We start from the raw sequence: 16,017 nt of genomic DNA, 5'->3' as shown, positions 1-16,017 counted from the left end.
GCACATTCGCAAGGCGCACGGCTGGTGTCATCGAATGACATGGCATCAGCGCTGCTGGAGGAGATCATGACCCTGCCCGTCCCCGTGTATATCGTCGCAGCGGCCCGGACGCCGATCGGCGCGTTCCAGGGCGCACTCTCGCCCTTGCCCGCCCCTCGCCTCGGTGAGGTCGCCATCCGGGCGGCGCTCGAGCGGGCAAAGCTGTCTCCGGAGGCCGTCGAGGAGGTGTTCCTCGGCAATGTCCTGTCCGCCGGTATCGGGCAGGCTCCGGCCCGGCAGGCCGCCATCTTCGCCGGCATCCCGAGCAAGGTGCCGGCCACCACCGTGAGCAAGGTCTGCGGCTCGGGCCTCCAGGCCGTCCTCTTCGGCGCGAAGACGGTGGCGCTCGGCGACGCGGACGTCGTCGTCGCCGGCGGCATGGAGTCGATGTCGAACGTGCCCTACTACCTCCCGCAGGCGCGCTCCGGCTACCGCATGGGCGACGGCAAGCTCGTGGACGGGATGATCCACGATGGCCTCTGGGATCCGTACGGCAACTTCCACATGGGCACCGCGGGCGACGCGTGCGCCAGGGAGCACGGCTTCTCGCGGGAAGCGCAGGACGAGTACGCGAAGGAGAGCTTCCGCCGCGCTGTCGCGGCCCAGCGCGAGGGGCTCTTCGCCGCGGAGATCGCGCCCGTCTCCGTCCCGCAGAAGAAGGGCGACGCGGTGGTCGTGAAGGAGGACGAGGGCCCGCCTGCGGGCAAGCCCGAGAAGTTCGCGTCCCTGAAGCCCGCGTTCCAGAAGGACGGGACGATCACCGCGGCCAACGCGTCGTCGATCAACGACGGCGCGAGCGCGCTCGTCCTGGCGAGCGAGCGCGCCGTCAAGGAGCACAAGCTCACGCCGCTCGCGCGGATCGTCGGCTATGGCGGCGCCGCGCAGGCGCCCGAGTGGTTCACGACGGCGCCGGCCGCGGCCATCGCGAACACGACGAAGAAGCTCGGCATCCCGACGGACCAGATCGACCTCTTCGAGGTGAACGAGGCGTTCGCGGTGGTGGCGCTCGCGGTGAACAAGCTCTCCGGGCTCGACGCCCAGAAGGTCAACGTCCGCGGCGGCGCGGTCGCGCTCGGCCACCCGATCGGCGCGAGCGGGGCGCGCATCCTGACGACGCTGCTCTTCGCCATGAAGGACCGGAACGCGAAGCGCGGCCTGGCCACGCTCTGCATCGGCGGCGGCGAGGCGCTCGCGGTCGTCGTCGAGCGGTGATCCGCCCGCAGCCCGTCGGGTCCGGCGTGCGCGGCGTGGAGGCCTTCCCCGCGCGCACGCCGACCCTGCCGCCCGCGACCCACACGAACAGCTACGCGCTCGGCGGCGGCGAGGTGCTGCTCGTCGAGCCGGCCACGCCGTACGAGGACGAGCGCCGCGAGTGGCTCGCCTGGGCGCGCGGCTTCGCCTCCCAGGGGCGGTCGCTCGTGGCGATCGCGGTGACCCACCACCACGCCGACCACGTCGGGGGCGCGCGCTTCTTCGCGGCCGAGCTGGGCTTGCCGCTCTGGGCGCACGCCGAGGCGGCCCCGCGCCTCCCGGGCGTCCCGCTCGCGCGCCGCCTCGCGGACGGGGAGGTGGTGCGGCTCGGCGGGCCGGAGCCGACGGCGCTGCGGGTGCTCCACACGCCGGGGCACGCGCCCGACCACCTCTGCTTCCTCGACGAGGCGCAGGGCGCCCTGGTCTGCGGCGACATGGTGGCCGGCGAGGGGACCATCCTGATCGATCCCCGGGAGGGCGACATGGCGGAGTACCTCGCGCAGCTCGATCGGCTCGCGGGGCTCGGGGCGCGGGTCGCGCTGCCGGCGCACGGCGGGCCGATCGGCGCGCCGGAGGCGCTGTTCCGGCGCTACATCGCGCACCGGCTGGGGCGGGAGCGGCTGGTGGTCGCGGCGCTCGAGGCGGCCGGCGAGGGCGGCGCGAGCGGCACGTCGCTCGAGGCGCTCTTGCCGGTCGTCTATGCAGACAAGGCGCCGGTCGCCTGGCCGCTCGCGCGGCTGAGCCTCGAGGCTCACCTGATCAAGCTGGAGCGCGAGGGGCGGGCGGTGCGCCGCGACGACCGATGGCGGCGCGCGGCGGGGACGGGCGCTTGACCGTACGGCCCGGCGGAGGGGGGTCGCTTCGTGGAGGCGTCGCCCTTCGCGCGCCGCGCGTCGCGGCCTCGTGCACCGCCTCTCCCATCAGGACGCGCGCGGCAGCTCGACCCGGAACACCGAGCCGGCGCCCGGCTCGCTCTCGACGAGGAGGCGGCCGCCGTGCGCCTCGACGATGCGCTTCGCCACCGCGAGCCCGAGGCCCGTCCCCGGGATCGCGCCCGCCGACGCCTTGAGGCGCTGGAACGGCTCGAAGAGGTGCGCCAGATCCGCCGGATCGATCCCGACCCCGCGATCGCGAACCGCGATCTCGGCGCAGCCCGCGCCGCCGTGGACCGCCACATCGATCTGGCCGCCGGCGGGAGAGTACTTGAGCGCGTTCGACAGGAGGTTGTTGAGCACCTGCTGGATCCGCGTCGCATCGCAGCGGACGAGCACCGGCGCCTCGGGGAGCGAGAGATCGATCGGGTGCTCCGGCGACACCGGGCGATAGAGCTCGGCCGCCTCCTGCACGAGCTCGCGCAGGTCGCGCGCCTCGACCCGGAGCTCGAGCTTGCACGCCTCGATCTGTGACGCGTCAAGGAGGTCCCCGACCATGCGCTCGAGGCGATCGACCTGCCGTCCGACGAGCGCCATGGTCCGCTGCACGCGCGGCTCCGACGGGGGGCCTCCGTCGTTGAGGAAGCCGACCGACAGCCGGAGCGCCGAGAGCGGGTTCCTGAGGTCGTGCGCCACGCCGCCGAGGAACGCGAACCGCGCCTCACGCTGGCGCTCCAGCGACTCCGCCGTGCTGTTGAAGGCCCGCGCGATGTCCCCGAGCTCGCGCGGCCCGACGAGCGGCGCGCGCACGGCGCGGTCCCCCGCGCCGTAGCGACCGATCGCCTCCTGGATCGCGACGACGGGGCCGTAGACGAGCCGCCGCGCGCTGATGAGGACCAGGGACGCGCCGGCCATGAAGAAGAGGACGGCCGCGACGCCGGCGGTGGTCGCGCGCTGGCCCAGACGCTCCACGAGCGCCTGGGACGCGCGGGCCTGATGGAGGTTGATCTCGACCAGGCCGTCGAGGGCATTGAACGCCTCGTCGAAAGCGAGCGCATCGGTGGCCGGCGCCGGCGCGTCCGGCGAGGGGGGTGAGCCGCCGGCATCGCCGGCTCGACGCCCGACGAGGTACTCGTCGACGCGCCGCTCTGCGTCGACGAGCATGCCGCTCTCTTCCTGGCTGCTCACGTGACGGTGAGCCTCCGCAAGGCCCTTCCTTAGCTCGCTCTCCCACTCGTGGAAGGTGGAGATCGGCCCGCCGCTGGCGGCCCCGGTGTCGCGGTGGATCTGGTGTGCATCGAGGAGGAGGTCGATCTGCAGGCTGTGCACCAGGCGGACGCTCTCGATCGCGTCGCCGAGGATCCCGGTGGCCTGCTGCATGGTCGCCGAGGCGGCCATGAGCGCGGCGACCACGGCGATCGCCGCGCCCGTGAGGAGAAATGTCGCGATCCCGAGGAGCGTGCTCAGGCTCGGCTGCCGCGAGGAGCCGAGCTCTGGCGCGCGCCGCGCCGCTGCTGATTCCATGGCGTCGATTGGTCCGATTTCGCGCCCGAGGCAACTCGGACGCATCGTCGCCCCCGAGCGGCGCGGCCGTCTGCGCTCGCCCGCCTGGCGCGTCGCCTCGCTGGGCAACTTACTTCACCGGCGCCGACCCCGAGAGCCTGCGCCTCGCGCGCGCCGCGCGTCGCCTCGTGGTGACCGCCCGCAGGGGCGCGGCGCTCCGGGCGGCGGCGATCGCCCCCGACGTGGTCATCGGCAGCGCCTCCGATCCGCGCGAGAACGCCCCGCTCGACGCGTACGACCCCTGTCCCGGCGCGCTGGTGCTCACCGACGGGCCGCGGCCCGTCCGCGTGCTCCGCCCGGGGAGCGCCGCGCTGGTCGACGCGCCGCCCGCGCCGGACCGCGTCCTCGGCGACTACGGCGCCGGCGATAGCTTCGCCGGTGCCCTCGCCTACTATCTCGCCCACGGCCTCCCCGTCGAGGAAGCCTGTCGCCTCGCTGGACCGCACGGCGCTGCCGTGCTGCGCGGGATCGATCCGCTCGAGACGCAGATGAGGCTTATCGCGCCGTGACTCGGATCCACGCCTGCGTGGAGGGATCCCGGCGCTTCGGTCGACATGAGCGGAGGGACGCCCCCGAGCCCGTTCCACCCCGTCATCGCCGCCGTCGTCGCCTCATGACGGCGTCAGGAGAGCCACTCCGCGCGCGCTCGGGCGGCGACCTCCGCCGGGGTGCATCCCTCCGCCGGGGCGCGCAGGCGCTCCCACGCCTGCTCGATATAAGCGAGGCACTCCATGATGGATCCCTGCTTGCCGGCCTCCCGCGACCCGCTCGGGATCGCGCGCTCGACAGGGCAGACGGTGTACTGCTTCTCGTGATCGACGACGACGCGATAGGTGGCTGCGTCCTGCCGCTCTTCCTGGTTCATCTTCCCCTCCGCGGGTCGGCCCGATTGCGCTGCGGGGTCGCACCATAACCTCGGTCCCCGCGCCGTCGAGCCGGAATCTCCGAGCACGGATCGCAGGATCAGGCCGTCTCCGCCCGAGACGGCATCACGCCGGGATCGATGCCCGTGTCACGAGATCACGCCAGCGAACCGATGCCCCATGGATCCGCTCCCCATGGTTCGACGCCTCACGCCGCGGGGACAGGCAAGGAGCCTCAGCCCATGTCTTGTCGTGCTGGCGCTGCGGCAGGCCGGAGCGGGAGGGGCGGGCGCGGTGGCGCGAAGGCGGGCGGCGGAGGATGAGGCCTCCCCCGCGCGCTCCATGACGGAACACTCCGCCCTGCGGAAGCGTCGATCACCACGATTCCCAGTCTTCGAGCGGCAGGCCTTTCACGCGCGAGAACTCCCGAACATGATGGATGACGAGGATCAGCCCATTCGCGAGCGCGATGGAGGCGATGAGGAGGTCCATGCTCCCGATAGGTTGACCATCGCTGAGCCGGTGAGCGGCAAGCTGGCCGAGAGCATGGGGGGCCGCGCAGGGGGTCCGAGGCCGACGCGAAAACACGGGAGAACCCGAGAGGCGCTCCACCTCAGGGGGTGGCGCCGCCATGGCGGCGGATCGCGGCCACCCCTCCTGTGAAGCGGCCATCCACGGCGCTGATGGATCCATCCAGAACATCGAATGGTCGGCCGGACGCCGATCGTTACAACTCTCTTCACCGAAGCGCGGCGCGCCGTGCGCCGCCGAAGAGGAGGATCCCATGACCGCTGCTTCCCCGACCGCCGTGACGCTCTCCCTCCTGGCCCGCATCGAGGCCAAGCCCGGCAAGGAGGCCGAGGTCGAGGCGCTCCTCCGCTCCGCCGTCGGCCTCGCCGCCGAGGAGCCGCGGACGGTTCACTGGTTCGCGCTGCGCATCGGGCCGTCGACGTTCGGCATCTTCGATACCTTCGCGGACGAGGTGGGGCGCAAGGAGCACCTCGCGGGCCGCATCGCGGCCGCGCTCATGGCCAAGGCGCCGGAGCTGCTCGCCACCCCGCCCGTCATCGAGCACGTGGACATCATCGCCGCGAAGGGGTGACCGGCCGCGCCCGGGCAGCGCGCGAGAGCAGCGCGTCCCAGAAGAGCTGCAAGCCCGGCGCCGGCGTGCGATCGCCCGAGCGCACCAGCGCGACGGTGCGACGGAGGGCCGGGTCGACGAGCGGGCGCTGCGACGCGCCCGTCAGGAGCACCGAGTGCTCGGGCATGAAGGCAAAACCCAGCCCCGCGTGCACCAGGCTCTGGACCCAGTCCTCCCGGTCGGTGCGGTACGCCGCGTACAGGTCCACGCGCCGCGCGGCGCACGCGCCCGTCACCTGCTCGCGCATCTCGCAGGCGAGCCGATCGAGGTAGGGCTCGCCGTCCAGATCCTCGAGCCGCAGGCCCTCGCGCGCGGCCAGGTGGTGGCCGGGCGGCAGGACCACGACGTAGCGCTCCTCGTAGAGGGGCGCCACCACGCACCAGTCCGGAACAGCGTCGCCGAGGTTCGAGACGATGACGTCGACCTCGGCCTCCTCCAGCCGCCGCAGGAGCTCACCCTGCACGGCCACCGCGATCTCCAGCTCCACCCCCGGCGCCTCCGCGCGGAACGCCGCCAGCGAGCCCGCGAGCCGCGCGGGCCCGATGGTGCAGAGGATGCCCACCCGGAGCGGCACCTGCTTGAGGCGCCGGTGGTTGTCCGCGATCACCTGGACGGCCTGCATCTCGTCCCGCAGCCGCTGGAGCCGCGGCAGCACGCGCTGCCCCAGCGCCGTGAGCTTGGCGCCGCCGCGCTCGCGCAGGACGAGCGGGCCGCCCAGCTCCTCCTCGAGCTTCTTGATGGCGGCCGTGAGCGCGGGCTGCGAGACCGCGCACCGCTCGGCCGCGCGCGTGAAGCTGCGGGTCTCGGTCACCGCAAGGAAATACCGGACCTGATGCATCTCCATGGCCGCGCATCTTCGCCCGGCGACGCCGCCCGCGCCAAGGAGGCCGAGGAGGCCGAGGAGGCCGGCGCGCTCGCTCGGCCCCGATCAGGGCTGCCGAGGGAGAAGACGACCGGCGGCCCCTCTGCTCAGGATGGCAAGAGTCACCGCAGCGCGGTGGTGATCACATGGCGCGTCTCGCCGAACTCCGGATCATCGCATTCCTTGTAATACTCCCCGGAGCGGTTGAGCTTGCCGCAGTACTCCTTGCAACGCCCGACGATCTCGATCATCCCGCAGCCCTCGAGATCGCCGTCCGCGTCGAGATGGCCCGCGGCGCAGTCGCGCTTCGCCGCGCGCGCGACATCGACGTTCGCCGGGTTGTAACAGGCGCGCAGGTACGGCGTCTCCGTGAAGAGGTTCCCCCAGAAGGCCCCTTCGACATGGGGGTATTCGTCGAGCTCGCCGCACCCGACCTCGTGACGCAGCGGGTTCTGTCGGGAGCGCATCGAGATGCTGACCGAGACCCCATAACGGTTCGTGTGGGCGGCGAGGCACGCGGAGACCATCCGCTTGCCCTCGCCGTCGAGCGGGCGCCGGTCCCACCGGGGCGCGAGGCCGAGGTGTCCGGGATAGACCTCCTTGTGGGTCGCGCCCGCGCGGTCGGTCCAGGAGAAACGGAACGACTGGGACTCCTTGAGCGCACAGCTGACCGTGTACTTCACGAGCGTCCGGAAGAGATCGCCCCTCTCGCTGGGGTCTTTCAGCGCGGAGGCCGCCTCCCGGCTCAGCGCGGTGTGGCTGAGCGCATTGAAGCTCAGCGCATTGAAGCTCAGCGCGTTGAAGCTCAGCGCGTTGAAGCTCAGCGCATTGCCGCTGGCGAGCTCGTCAGCGGCGGAGCCGAGCTCCTCTGTTTCATTCCCCGCTTCGAGCGCCTGCTCGGGCGCGACGCAGCCGGTAGCCACGAGAAGGATGCCTGCGCACCCAAGTACAGCACTGGTTTTCACGTGATGAGACCTCGGTAGCGAGCCAAGGGGAGCGCCCACGCTCCCCGATCACAGCACGCCCTCCGGCGCGTCGCTCAACAGAACGACAGCCGGGAACTCTCCACGTCAATCAGCAGGGTACGGCAAACCACTTCGACTGTCAGCCATTAAATTGCACGTCCTCCGCGGATTTCGCCGCAGGACAGCCACGTTGAGTCACGTTCAGTCACGTTCAGTCACGTTCAGCCACGTTCGGCCACGTTCAGCCACGTTCAGCTCTGACAGTTCCGCCCAGCTCCGACAGCTCCGACCCACTGCGCTGCGAGCTCCAGGGTGCGGGCGTTGTCCGGAACGTGGGAGAGAAAGCGCCTGCGCCACTCGGGGTCACGGACGCTCTCCGCCCGGTCGAGCAGCTTGTCGCGCGCGGCGGAGATCGCGGCGGCGGCGCTAGCCTCATCGCCGACCGCGGAGAACGCCTCCGCATGGACCAGTCGGATCATCGACTCGCCCTCCTCGAGCCCGCCGAGCGACTCGAGCGCGGCGAGGGCCTCGCCGGCGGCCGCGAGCGCCTCGGCGGCGCGCCCGAGCCCGATCAGCGCCCGGGCGCGGATCGCCATGGCCGTGACGCGGAACGGCGACGCGGTCTCCAGCGCCTCCGCGAGGCGCGCCTCGCGCTCCGCGCCGGCGAAATCGCCGGCGAGCAAGGCGATCTTCGCGAGGTACGAGCGCGACACCACCTCGGCGCGCGGGTCGCCCAGCCGCTGGCTCGACGCGAGGGCCGCCTCCTCGACGGCCCGCGCCTCGGCGAGCTTGCCGCAGTAAGCGAGGACCTGCCCGAGGCTGGCCTGCGCCGCCGCCGCCACCTCGTGCAGACCCATCCGCTCCGTGGCCGCCAGCACGGAGCGGAGCGCCGCCTCGGCGCCGCCGAAGTCGCCGAGCTCGCCGTAGGAATAGCCCAGGTTCGCGCGGGTGATGCACGCGTTGCGCCGGTCGCCGACCTGCTCGAACGCCACGAGCGCGGCCTCCAGGCCGGTGACGCAGGCGCCGGGATCGCCCCCGCTCATCGCGCGGAAAGCGCGCGCCTGGTGCAGCCCCGCGACCACCTCCGCGCCCGTGCCGGCGCCGGTCGACGCCCCATCGCCCATGGCGCGCTCCACCTCCGCGATGAGCGCGTCGACGACCGCAGGCCGCCCGGCGAAGGCCAGCGTCGAGGCGCCCATGGAGAGACATGTGCTCTTCGCGCTCTCCGAGCCTTGCGAGGCCGTCATGACGACCGCCTCGTCCATCCACCGTTCCACGCGGTCAAAGCCGCCCAGCTTGCTCGCGGCCGCGACGGCCTGCGTGACGGCCGCGAACCACGGCGCCGAGCCGGGCGCGAGGTGCCGCGCGGCGTCCGTCCCCCGCTGCTCGGCCAGCGCGAGGTCGCCCCGCCACACGTGCGCCTCGGCCTGGACCAGCCGGAGCGCCCCCACCACCGCGGGCTCCGGCGCGCACTCGAGCCCGCGCTCGGCCCGCGCGATCGCGGCGCCGAGATCGTTGCCCTCCAGGGCGTGCTGCGCCGCCCGCAGGTACGCCGCCGCGGCCCGCGCGGGCACGGCGCCGCGCTCGAAGTGCTCCGCGAGCGCCATCGCGTCGGGCTCGCCCGCGCCCTCCAGCCAGGCGCCCGCCAGCGCGTGGCCGAGCCGCCGGTCGGCCTCCGTCAGCATCCCGTACGCCGCCTCGCGCACCAGCGCGTGCCGGAAGCGGTACTCGACCTCTCCGCGCAGCCGCCCGGGGCCGCGCCGGTGGACCACCTCGCGGCGCTCCAGCTCCGAGAGCCAGCGCGTCACCACGGCGCCCCCGAGCAGCGCGCTCACCGCGCTCGGCCAGAACGCCTGGCCGAACACGCTCGCGGCCCGCAGCACGCGCCGCGCCTCGGCGTCGAGCGCCTCGATGCGCGCCTGCACCATCGCCAGCACCGTCTCCGGCAGGTCCGCGCCGTGGCCGGCCGCCACCGCGCGGACCTGCTCCTCCAGGTAGAACGGGTTGCCGTCCGCCCGGTCCACCAGCGTGGCCACGAGCTCCGCGCTCGCCTCGTCGCCCAGCGCGGCCCGCACCAGCCGCTCGCTCGCCCGGCGCGTGAGCGGCGGCAGCATCATCTGGTTGCCGAAGCGCCCCTGGGACAGCCCCGGAAAGGCCTCGTGCACCTCGGGGCGGGCCAGCCCGAGCACGAGGAACGGCAGATCCCGCAGGCTCCGGAGCGCCGCCTCCACCATCGTCAGGGTGGGCAGGTCACCCCACTGCAAGTCCTCGAGGATCAGCAGCACGGGCTGCCTCGCGCACTCGGCCCGGATGAACTCCTCCCACGACAGCCGCAGCTGATCGCCCATCAGCTGCCGGTTGCGCCGCGCCGCGCCGACCCGGATGTCGTCGTCCGGGAACGGCGCGCCCAGGAGCTCGCCAAGGAAGGCGCTGACGCGCCCGACGTCGAGCTCCGGGTGCCGCTCGACCCGCGCCCTCACCTTGCGCCGCCGCTCCTCCAGCGGCTCGCCGTCGACGATGCCCATCGCGCTCCGCAGCGCGCGCGACAGGAGGCCGAACGCCGAGCCCGAGCTCATCGGGTCCCCCTGGCCGATCCACACCTCCACGCGGGCGCCGTCCGCCAGGTCGGCGCCGCCCCCGCCGCCCGCGCGGTCGGCCGCGCGCGCGGCGGGGGCCGACACCTTCTCGAGGAACTCCTGCCGCAGCCGCGATTTGCCCATGCCGGCCGCCGCGACCACCAGCAGCGCGCCGGAGGTCGACTCCTCGACGCTCCGATCGAGCTCCGCGGCCAGCACCGCGAGCTCCCGCTCCCGCCCGAAGCACGCCACCGGCTTGCCGAGCAGCGCCGGCGCCGACGTCACCTTGAGGTCGTCCCGCGCCCCGTGGAGGAAGCGCGCGCCGCCCTCGCAGCTCGTCTCGAACCGGCCGCCCAGGAGCCCCGCCGTCACCTCGTCGATGCGGACCGCGGCGACCGCGCCCGGCTCGCCGCGCGACGGCAGGAGCTGGACCGCCCGGTCGATGAGCTCGCCCATCGGGATGCGCGACGTCAGCTCGGCCCGGCCGGTCACGAGCGAGACCTGCGCGCCGCCGAGCAACGCGCGCAGCGAGAGCGCGCAGCGCGCGGCCTGCGCGGCGAGATCGGTGGCCGCCTCGGCGCTCGTCAGCACGAGCAGCGGCGATCTCGCGTCGATGAGCTCGATCTGGCCCTGGTAGCGCTCGGCGAGCGCGTAGAGCTCGTCGGCGCGGCCCGTCGCCCGCGCCTGCTCCTCGTTTTCCGAGCGGGTGACGTCCTCTGAACTGGGGCTTTCGCGTGCGAGCACGAGGCACGTGACGCGCCGCTCGCGGCTCGTGAGCTCCAGGACGGGCGCCAGCGCGGCGGGATCGCTGAAGGCCACCGCGCCGGCGCGGCTGAGGTCGATCGCGCGGAGCGCCTCGGCGACGGCCGCGCCGTCGCGCGGCCGCCCGTCCGGATGCTTTGCGAGCATGCTGGCGACCAGCGCGTCGAGCTGCTCCGGAAGCTCAGGGCGGAGTTCGTGGAGGCGCGGTGGCTCCTCGAGAAGGATCTTCATCAGAACAGCAAGAACTCCAGTTCCCTGGAATGGGGCACGCTCGGTAAGGCACTCGAACAGCACGCACCCAAGCGAGAACACGTCAACTCGGGCATCGATATTCGGTTCACCACGCGCCTGCTCGGGCGCCATATACTCAGGTGTACCGAGTATCGTCCCCGGCATCGTAAATGTATGCGACTGGCTACTCCGGACGCGCACGATTCCAAAATCGAGCACTATCACCCGATCAAGCCGCCCATCGACGAGGAGCAGGTTGCTTGGCTTTACGTCGCGGTGAACGATCCCTCGTCGATGGACAGTCCCCAGCGTCGTTGCCACCTGCAATGCGACATCGACGCTCTCGATCAACGTAAGAGGGTGGCGAGCAAGACGATCCGCCAGGGTTTCGCCGTCGAGCCACTCCATGACCAAGAATGGATTACCGCCCGAGGTCACCCCATGCTCAAAGTACCGCACAACACCAGGAACCTGCAATTCCGCCAGCGCTTGCACTTCGCGCAAGAATCGGCTCGACTCACCGAAGCCTGCACCATGAAGCACTTTAATAGCCACCGTGTTCCCGGTACGCCCATCGCATGCTCTGTAAACGTGCCCCATGCCCCCGGAGCCAGCAATGGCTTCGATCTTGAAGCGGCCACCAACGATTTCTCCCTCTTGCATGGGCAACATCGCTTCCGACAATATCACGCATGCTGCTCGCTTGGTGCGCATCCAGCCTGACACCAAGAACTCACAGGCAACCAAGGCACACAATTCCACCGTCGCCGCAGCGACGGATGCTGCAGCGCTTTGGCCTCTTAGAGACTAGCAACCTCTCTTCCTAGGCACTGAGCTGCGAAGCTTAATGTGCGGGCATTATCCGAGACGATATAGAGAAATCTATCACGCCAGCTCGGATCACCGATTTTGGCCGCCCGTTCAAGTAATTTGTTGCGGGCGGATGCGATGGCAGCGGAAGCTTCATCAATGTTGCCGTTCGCCATAAGAGCCTCGGCATACACCAGGCGGATCATCGACTCACCCTCCTCGAGCCCGCCGAGCGACTCGAGCGCGGCGAGGGCCTCGCCGGCGGCCGCGAGCGCCTCGGCGGCGCGCCCGAGCCCGATCAGCGCCCGGGCGCGGATCGCCGTGGCCGCGACGCGGAGCGGCGACGCGCTCTCCAGCGCCTCCGCGAGCTGCGCCTCGCGCTCCGCGCCGGCGAAATCGCCGGCGAGCAGGGCGATCTTCGCGAGGTACGAGCGCGACACCACCTCGGCGCGCGGGTCGCCCAGCCGCTGGCTCGACGCGAGGGCCGCTTCCTCGACGGCCCGCGCCTCGGCGAGCTTGCCGCAGTAAGCGAGGACCTGCCCGAGGCTGGCCTGCGCCGCCGCCGCCACCTCGTGCAGACCCATCCGCTCCGTGGCCGCCAGCACGGAGCGGAGCGCCGCCTCGGCGCCGCCGAAGTCGCCGAGCTCGCCGTAGGAATAGCCCAGGTTCGCGCGGGTGATGCACGCGTTGCGCCGGTCGCCGACCTGCTCGAACGCCACGAGCGCGGCCTCCAGGCCGGTGACGCAGGCGCCGGGATCGCCCCCGCTCATCGCGCGGAAAGCGCGCGCCTGGTGCAGCCCCGCGACCACCTCCGCGCCCGTCGCGGACCCGTCGCGCAGCGCGCGCTCCACCGCCGTGACGAGCGCGTCCACGACGGCAGGGCGGCCGGCGAAGGCCAGCGTCGAGGCGCCCGCGCAGAGGCACGTGCTCCTCGCGCTGCCCGCGCCCTCCAGCCCGGGCGCAACGACCGCCTCGTCCATCCACCGCTCCACGCGGTCAAAGCCGCCCAGCTTGCTCGCGGCCGCGACGGCCTGCGTGACGGCCGCGAACCACGGCGCCGAGCCGGGCGCGAGGTGCCGCGCGGCGTCGGTCCCCCGCTGCTCGGCCAGCGCGAGGTCGCCCCGCCACACGTGCGCCTCGGCCTGGACCAGCCGGAGCGCCCCCACCACCGCGGGCTCCGGCGCGCACTCGAGCCCGCGCTCGGCCCGCGCGATCGCGGCGCCGAGATCGTTGCCCTCCAGGGCGTGCTGCGCCGCCCGCAGGTACGCCGCCGCGGCCCGCGCGGGCACGGCGCCGCGCTCGAAGTGCTCCGCGAGCGCCATCGCGTCGGGCTCGCCCGCGCCCTCCAGCCAGGCGCCCGCCAGCGCGTGGCCGAGCCGCCGGTCGGCCTCCGTCAGCATCCCGTACGCCGCCTCGCGCACCAGCGCGTGCCGGAAGCGGTACTCGACCTCTCCGCGCAGCCGCCCGGGGCCGCGCCGGTGGACCACCTCGCGGCGCTCCAGCTCCGAGAGCCAGCGCGTCACCACCGCGCCCCCGAGCAGCGCGCTCACCGCGCTCGGCCAGAACGTCTGGCCGAACACGCTCGCAGCCCGCAGCACGCGCCGCGCCTCGGCGTCGAGCGCCTCGATGCGCGCCTGCACCATCGCCAGCACCGTCTCCGGCAGGTCCGCGCCGTGGCCGGCCGCCACCGCGCGGACCTGCTCCTCCAGGTAGAACGGGTTGCCGTCCGCCCGGTCCACCAGCGTGGCCACGAGCTCCGCGCTCGCCTCGTCGCCCAGCGCGGCCCGCACCAGCCGCTCGCTCGCCCGGCGCGTGAGCGGCGGCAGCATCATCTGGTTGCCGAAGCGCCCCTGGGACAGCCCCGGAAAGGCCTCGTGCACCTCGGGGCGGGCCAGCCCGAGCACCAGGAACGGCAGATCCCGCAGGCTCCGGAGCGCCGCCTCCACCATCGTCAGGGTGGGCAGGTCACCCCACTGCAAGTCCTCGAGGATCAGCAGCACGGGCTGCCTCGCGCACTCGGCCCGGATGAACTCCTCCCACGACAGCCGCAGCTGATCGCCCATCAGCTGCCGGTTGCGCCGCGCCGCGCCGACCCGGATGTCGTCGTCCGGGAACGGCGCGCCCAGGAGCTCGCCAAGGAAGGCGCTGACGCGCCCGACGTCGAGCTCCGGGTGCCGCTCGACCCGCGCCCTCACCTTGCGCCGCCGCTCCTCCAGCGGCTCGCCGTCGACGATGCCCATCGCGCTCCGCAGCGCGCGCGACAGGAGGCCGAACGCCGAGCCCGAGCTCATCGGGTCCCCCTGGCCGATCCACACCTCCACGCGGGCGCCGTCCGCCAGGTCGGCGCCGCCCCCGCCGCCCGCGCGGTCGGCCGCGCGCGCGGCGGGGGCCGACACCTTCTCGAGGAACTCCTGCCGCAGCCGCGATTTGCCCATGCCGGCCGCCGCGACCACCAGCAGCGCGCCGGAGGTCGACTCCTCGATGCTCCGATCGAGCTCCGCGGCCAGCACCGCGAGCTCCCGCTCCCGCCCGAAGCACGCCACCGGCTTGCCGAGCAGCGCCGGCGCCGACGTCACCTTGAGGTCGTCCCGCGCCCCGTGGAGGAAGCGCGCGCCGCCCTCGCAGCTCGTCTCGAACCGGCCGCCCAGGAGCCCCGCCGTCACCTCGTCGATGCGGACCGCGGCGACCGCGCCCGGCTCGCCGCGCGACGGCAGGAGCTGGACCGCCCGGTCGATGAGCTCGCCCATCGGGATGCGCGACGTCAGCTCGGCCCGGCCGGTCACGAGCGAGACCTGCGCGCCGCCGAGCAGCGCGCGCAGCGAGAGCGCGCAGCGCGCGGCCTGCGCGGCGAGATCGGTGGCCGCCTCGGCGCTCGTCAGCACGAGCAGCGGCGATCTCGCGTCGATGAGCTCGATCTGGCCCTGGTAGCGCTCGGCGAGCGCGTAGAGCTCGTCGGCGAGGCCCGTCGCCCGCGCCTGCTCCTCCTCCTGCGAGCGGGTCACCTCCTCGGGCTCCGAGCGCTCGTGCGCGAGCACGAGGCACGTGACGCGCCGCTCGCTGCTCGTGAGCTCCAGGACGGGCGCCAGCGCGCCAGAGTGGGCGCCGTCCGCCGCGCCGGCGCGGCTGAGGTCGATCGCGCGGAGCGCCTCGGCGACGGCCGCGCCGTCGCGGGGACGCCCGTCTGGCAGCTTCGCGAGCATCCTGGTGACGAGGGCGTCGAGCTCGTCCGGCAGGTCGGCGCGGACCTCGCGGAGGCGCGGCGGCTCGTCGAGCAGCACCTTGACCAGCACGGCGAGCGCCCCGGCGCCCTGGAAGGCGGCGCGCCCGGTGAGGCACTTGAAGAGCACGCAGCCGAGCGCGAACACGTCGGCGCGGGCGTCGACGCGCCGCTCGCCGCGCGCCTGCTCGGGTGCCATGTACTCCGGGGTCCCGAGGACGGTGCCCGGCAGGGTGAGCTGCTGGTCGATCCGGAAGCGCGCGATCCCGAAGTCGAGCACCGTCGCGCGATCGAGCCGCCCCTCGACGAGGAGCAGGTTGCTCGGCTTGAGGTCGCGGTGCACGACGCCCTGCCCGTGGAGGGCGCCGAGCGTCTCCGCGATCCGCGCGACGACGTCGACGCTCTCGGCAGGGGTGAGCCCTCGCCGCGCGACGCGCTCGGCGAGCGTCTCCCCGGCGAGCCACTCCATCACCAGATACGGCTTGCCGTCCGCCGCGACGCCGTGGGCGATGTACCGGACGACGCCGGGGACGCGCAGCGCCGAGAGCGCCTCCACCTCGCAGGAGAAGCGGCTGAGCTCGCCCTTGTCGGCGCGGCGAAGCACCTTGAGAGCCACCGTGTCGCCGCTTCGCCGGTCGCGCGCCCGGTAGACGTGCCCCATCCCGCCCGAGCCCGCGAGGCCCTCGATCTGGAACCGCTCGTCGACGATCTCTCCGACGCGCATCAACGGCCGTGAATCCAGCGATATCACGCGCGCCGCCCTGCTGGTCTGGATACAGGCCCGGGATGGTAGGGCAACTCACCTTCAGCGCGATCGCGACCGGGGCGAATGCGCGATGCGACGCGTCAGGGCTGGAGTCTCACG

Annotated in this window: 10 protein-coding genes; 4 read left to right on the top strand and 6 right to left on the bottom strand. The window is 73.1% G+C overall.

The features are described from left to right. Positions 1-66: 66 nt before the first annotated feature. Both ACSRUE_RS13040 and ACSRUE_RS13035 read left to right on the top strand, forming a co-directional pair. A complete protein-coding gene (locus ACSRUE_RS13040) occupies positions 67-1,251 on the top strand; it encodes an acetyl-CoA C-acyltransferase (RefSeq protein WP_441293084.1) in 1,185 nt (394 codons plus the stop codon). Then, on the top strand, positions 1,248-2,123 hold the full coding sequence (locus tag ACSRUE_RS13035) for an MBL fold metallo-hydrolase (protein ID WP_441291262.1): 876 nt from the start codon (positions 1,248-1,250) through the stop codon (positions 2,121-2,123). Before ACSRUE_RS13040 ends, ACSRUE_RS13035 begins: the two co-directional genes overlap by 4 nt. 87 nt (positions 2,124-2,210) lie before the next feature. Here ACSRUE_RS13035 and ACSRUE_RS13030 read toward each other — a convergent pair whose 3' ends face one another. Then, on the bottom strand, positions 2,211-3,686 hold the full coding sequence (locus ACSRUE_RS13030) for an ATP-binding protein (RefSeq protein WP_441291261.1): 1,476 nt from the start codon (positions 3,684-3,686) through the stop codon (positions 2,211-2,213). An 8-nt stretch (positions 3,687-3,694) separates the two neighbouring features. Here ACSRUE_RS13030 and ACSRUE_RS13025 point away from each other — a divergent pair, with 8 nt between their 5' ends. Further along, complete coding sequence (locus tag ACSRUE_RS13025) at positions 3,695-4,234, top strand: PfkB family carbohydrate kinase (protein WP_441291260.1); 540 nt, start codon at positions 3,695-3,697, stop codon at positions 4,232-4,234. A gap of 113 nt (positions 4,235-4,347) precedes the next feature. Here ACSRUE_RS13025 and ACSRUE_RS13020 read toward each other — a convergent pair whose 3' ends face one another. After that, entirely contained in the window at positions 4,348-4,590 is a 243-nt protein-coding gene (locus ACSRUE_RS13020) for an MbtH family protein (RefSeq protein WP_441291259.1), read from the bottom strand. 782 nt (positions 4,591-5,372) lie between these two features. Here ACSRUE_RS13020 and ACSRUE_RS13015 point away from each other — a divergent pair. Then, positions 5,373-5,690 (top strand): putative quinol monooxygenase, encoded by a 318-nt coding sequence (locus tag ACSRUE_RS13015; RefSeq protein WP_272103977.1) that lies wholly within the window; start codon positions 5,373-5,375, stop codon positions 5,688-5,690. Here ACSRUE_RS13015 and ACSRUE_RS13010 read toward each other — a convergent pair. The 4 genes from ACSRUE_RS13010 to ACSRUE_RS12995 all read right to left on the bottom strand — a co-directional run bounded on the left by ACSRUE_RS13010 (position 5,671) and on the right by ACSRUE_RS12995 (position 15,876). Further along, positions 5,671-6,573 (bottom strand): LysR family transcriptional regulator, encoded by a 903-nt coding sequence (locus tag ACSRUE_RS13010; protein ID WP_441291258.1) that lies wholly within the window; start codon positions 6,571-6,573, stop codon positions 5,671-5,673. The genes ACSRUE_RS13015 and ACSRUE_RS13010 overlap by 20 nt on opposite strands. A gap of 140 nt (positions 6,574-6,713) precedes the next feature. Then, positions 6,714-7,514, bottom strand: coding sequence for a hypothetical protein (locus ACSRUE_RS13005; protein ID WP_441291257.1), 801 nt, complete (start codon positions 7,512-7,514; stop codon positions 6,714-6,716). Positions 7,515-7,807: 293 nt separating this feature from the next. Beyond that, a complete protein-coding gene (locus ACSRUE_RS13000) occupies positions 7,808-11,788 on the bottom strand; it encodes a serine/threonine-protein kinase (RefSeq protein ID WP_441291256.1) in 3,981 nt (1,326 codons plus the stop codon). 137 nt (positions 11,789-11,925) lie between these two features. Then, positions 11,926-15,876 carry a protein kinase domain-containing protein gene (locus ACSRUE_RS12995; protein ID WP_441293083.1) on the bottom strand — a complete coding sequence of 1,317 codons (3,951 nt, stop codon included), beginning with the start codon at positions 15,874-15,876 and terminating at the stop codon, positions 11,926-11,928. Positions 15,877-16,017 lie beyond the last annotated feature (141 nt).

Origin of the sequence: Sorangium sp. KYC3313 (assembly GCF_052075895.1) — a bacterium.
Lineage (GTDB): Bacteria > Myxococcota_A > Polyangia > Polyangiales > Polyangiaceae > Sorangium > Sorangium cellulosum_B.
Note: the sequence above shows the minus strand (reverse complement) of the source record. Positions and strands in the feature narration are given on the sequence as shown.

Excerpts from the sequence above, each read along its gene's own strand:
- ACSRUE_RS13040 (WP_441293084.1), top strand. The coding sequence starts at position 67 with ATGACCCTGCCCGTCCCCGTGTATATCGTCGCAGCGGCCCGGACGCCG.
- ACSRUE_RS13030 (WP_441291261.1), bottom strand. The coding sequence starts at position 3,686 with ATGGAATCAGCAGCGGCGCGGCGCGCGCCAGAGCTCGGCTCCTCGCGG.
- ACSRUE_RS13020 (WP_441291259.1), bottom strand. The coding sequence starts at position 4,590 with ATGAACCAGGAAGAGCGGCAGGACGCAGCCACCTATCGCGTCGTCGTC.
- ACSRUE_RS13015 (WP_272103977.1), top strand. The coding sequence starts at position 5,373 with ATGACCGCTGCTTCCCCGACCGCCGTGACGCTCTCCCTCCTGGCCCGC.
- ACSRUE_RS13010 (WP_441291258.1), bottom strand. The coding sequence starts at position 6,573 with ATGGAGATGCATCAGGTCCGGTATTTCCTTGCGGTGACCGAGACCCGC.
- ACSRUE_RS13000 (WP_441291256.1), bottom strand. The coding sequence starts at position 11,788 with ATGCAAGAGGGAGAAATCGTTGGTGGCCGCTTCAAGATCGAAGCCATT.
- ACSRUE_RS12995 (WP_441293083.1), bottom strand. The coding sequence starts at position 15,876 with ATGCGCGTCGGAGAGATCGTCGACGAGCGGTTCCAGATCGAGGGCCTC.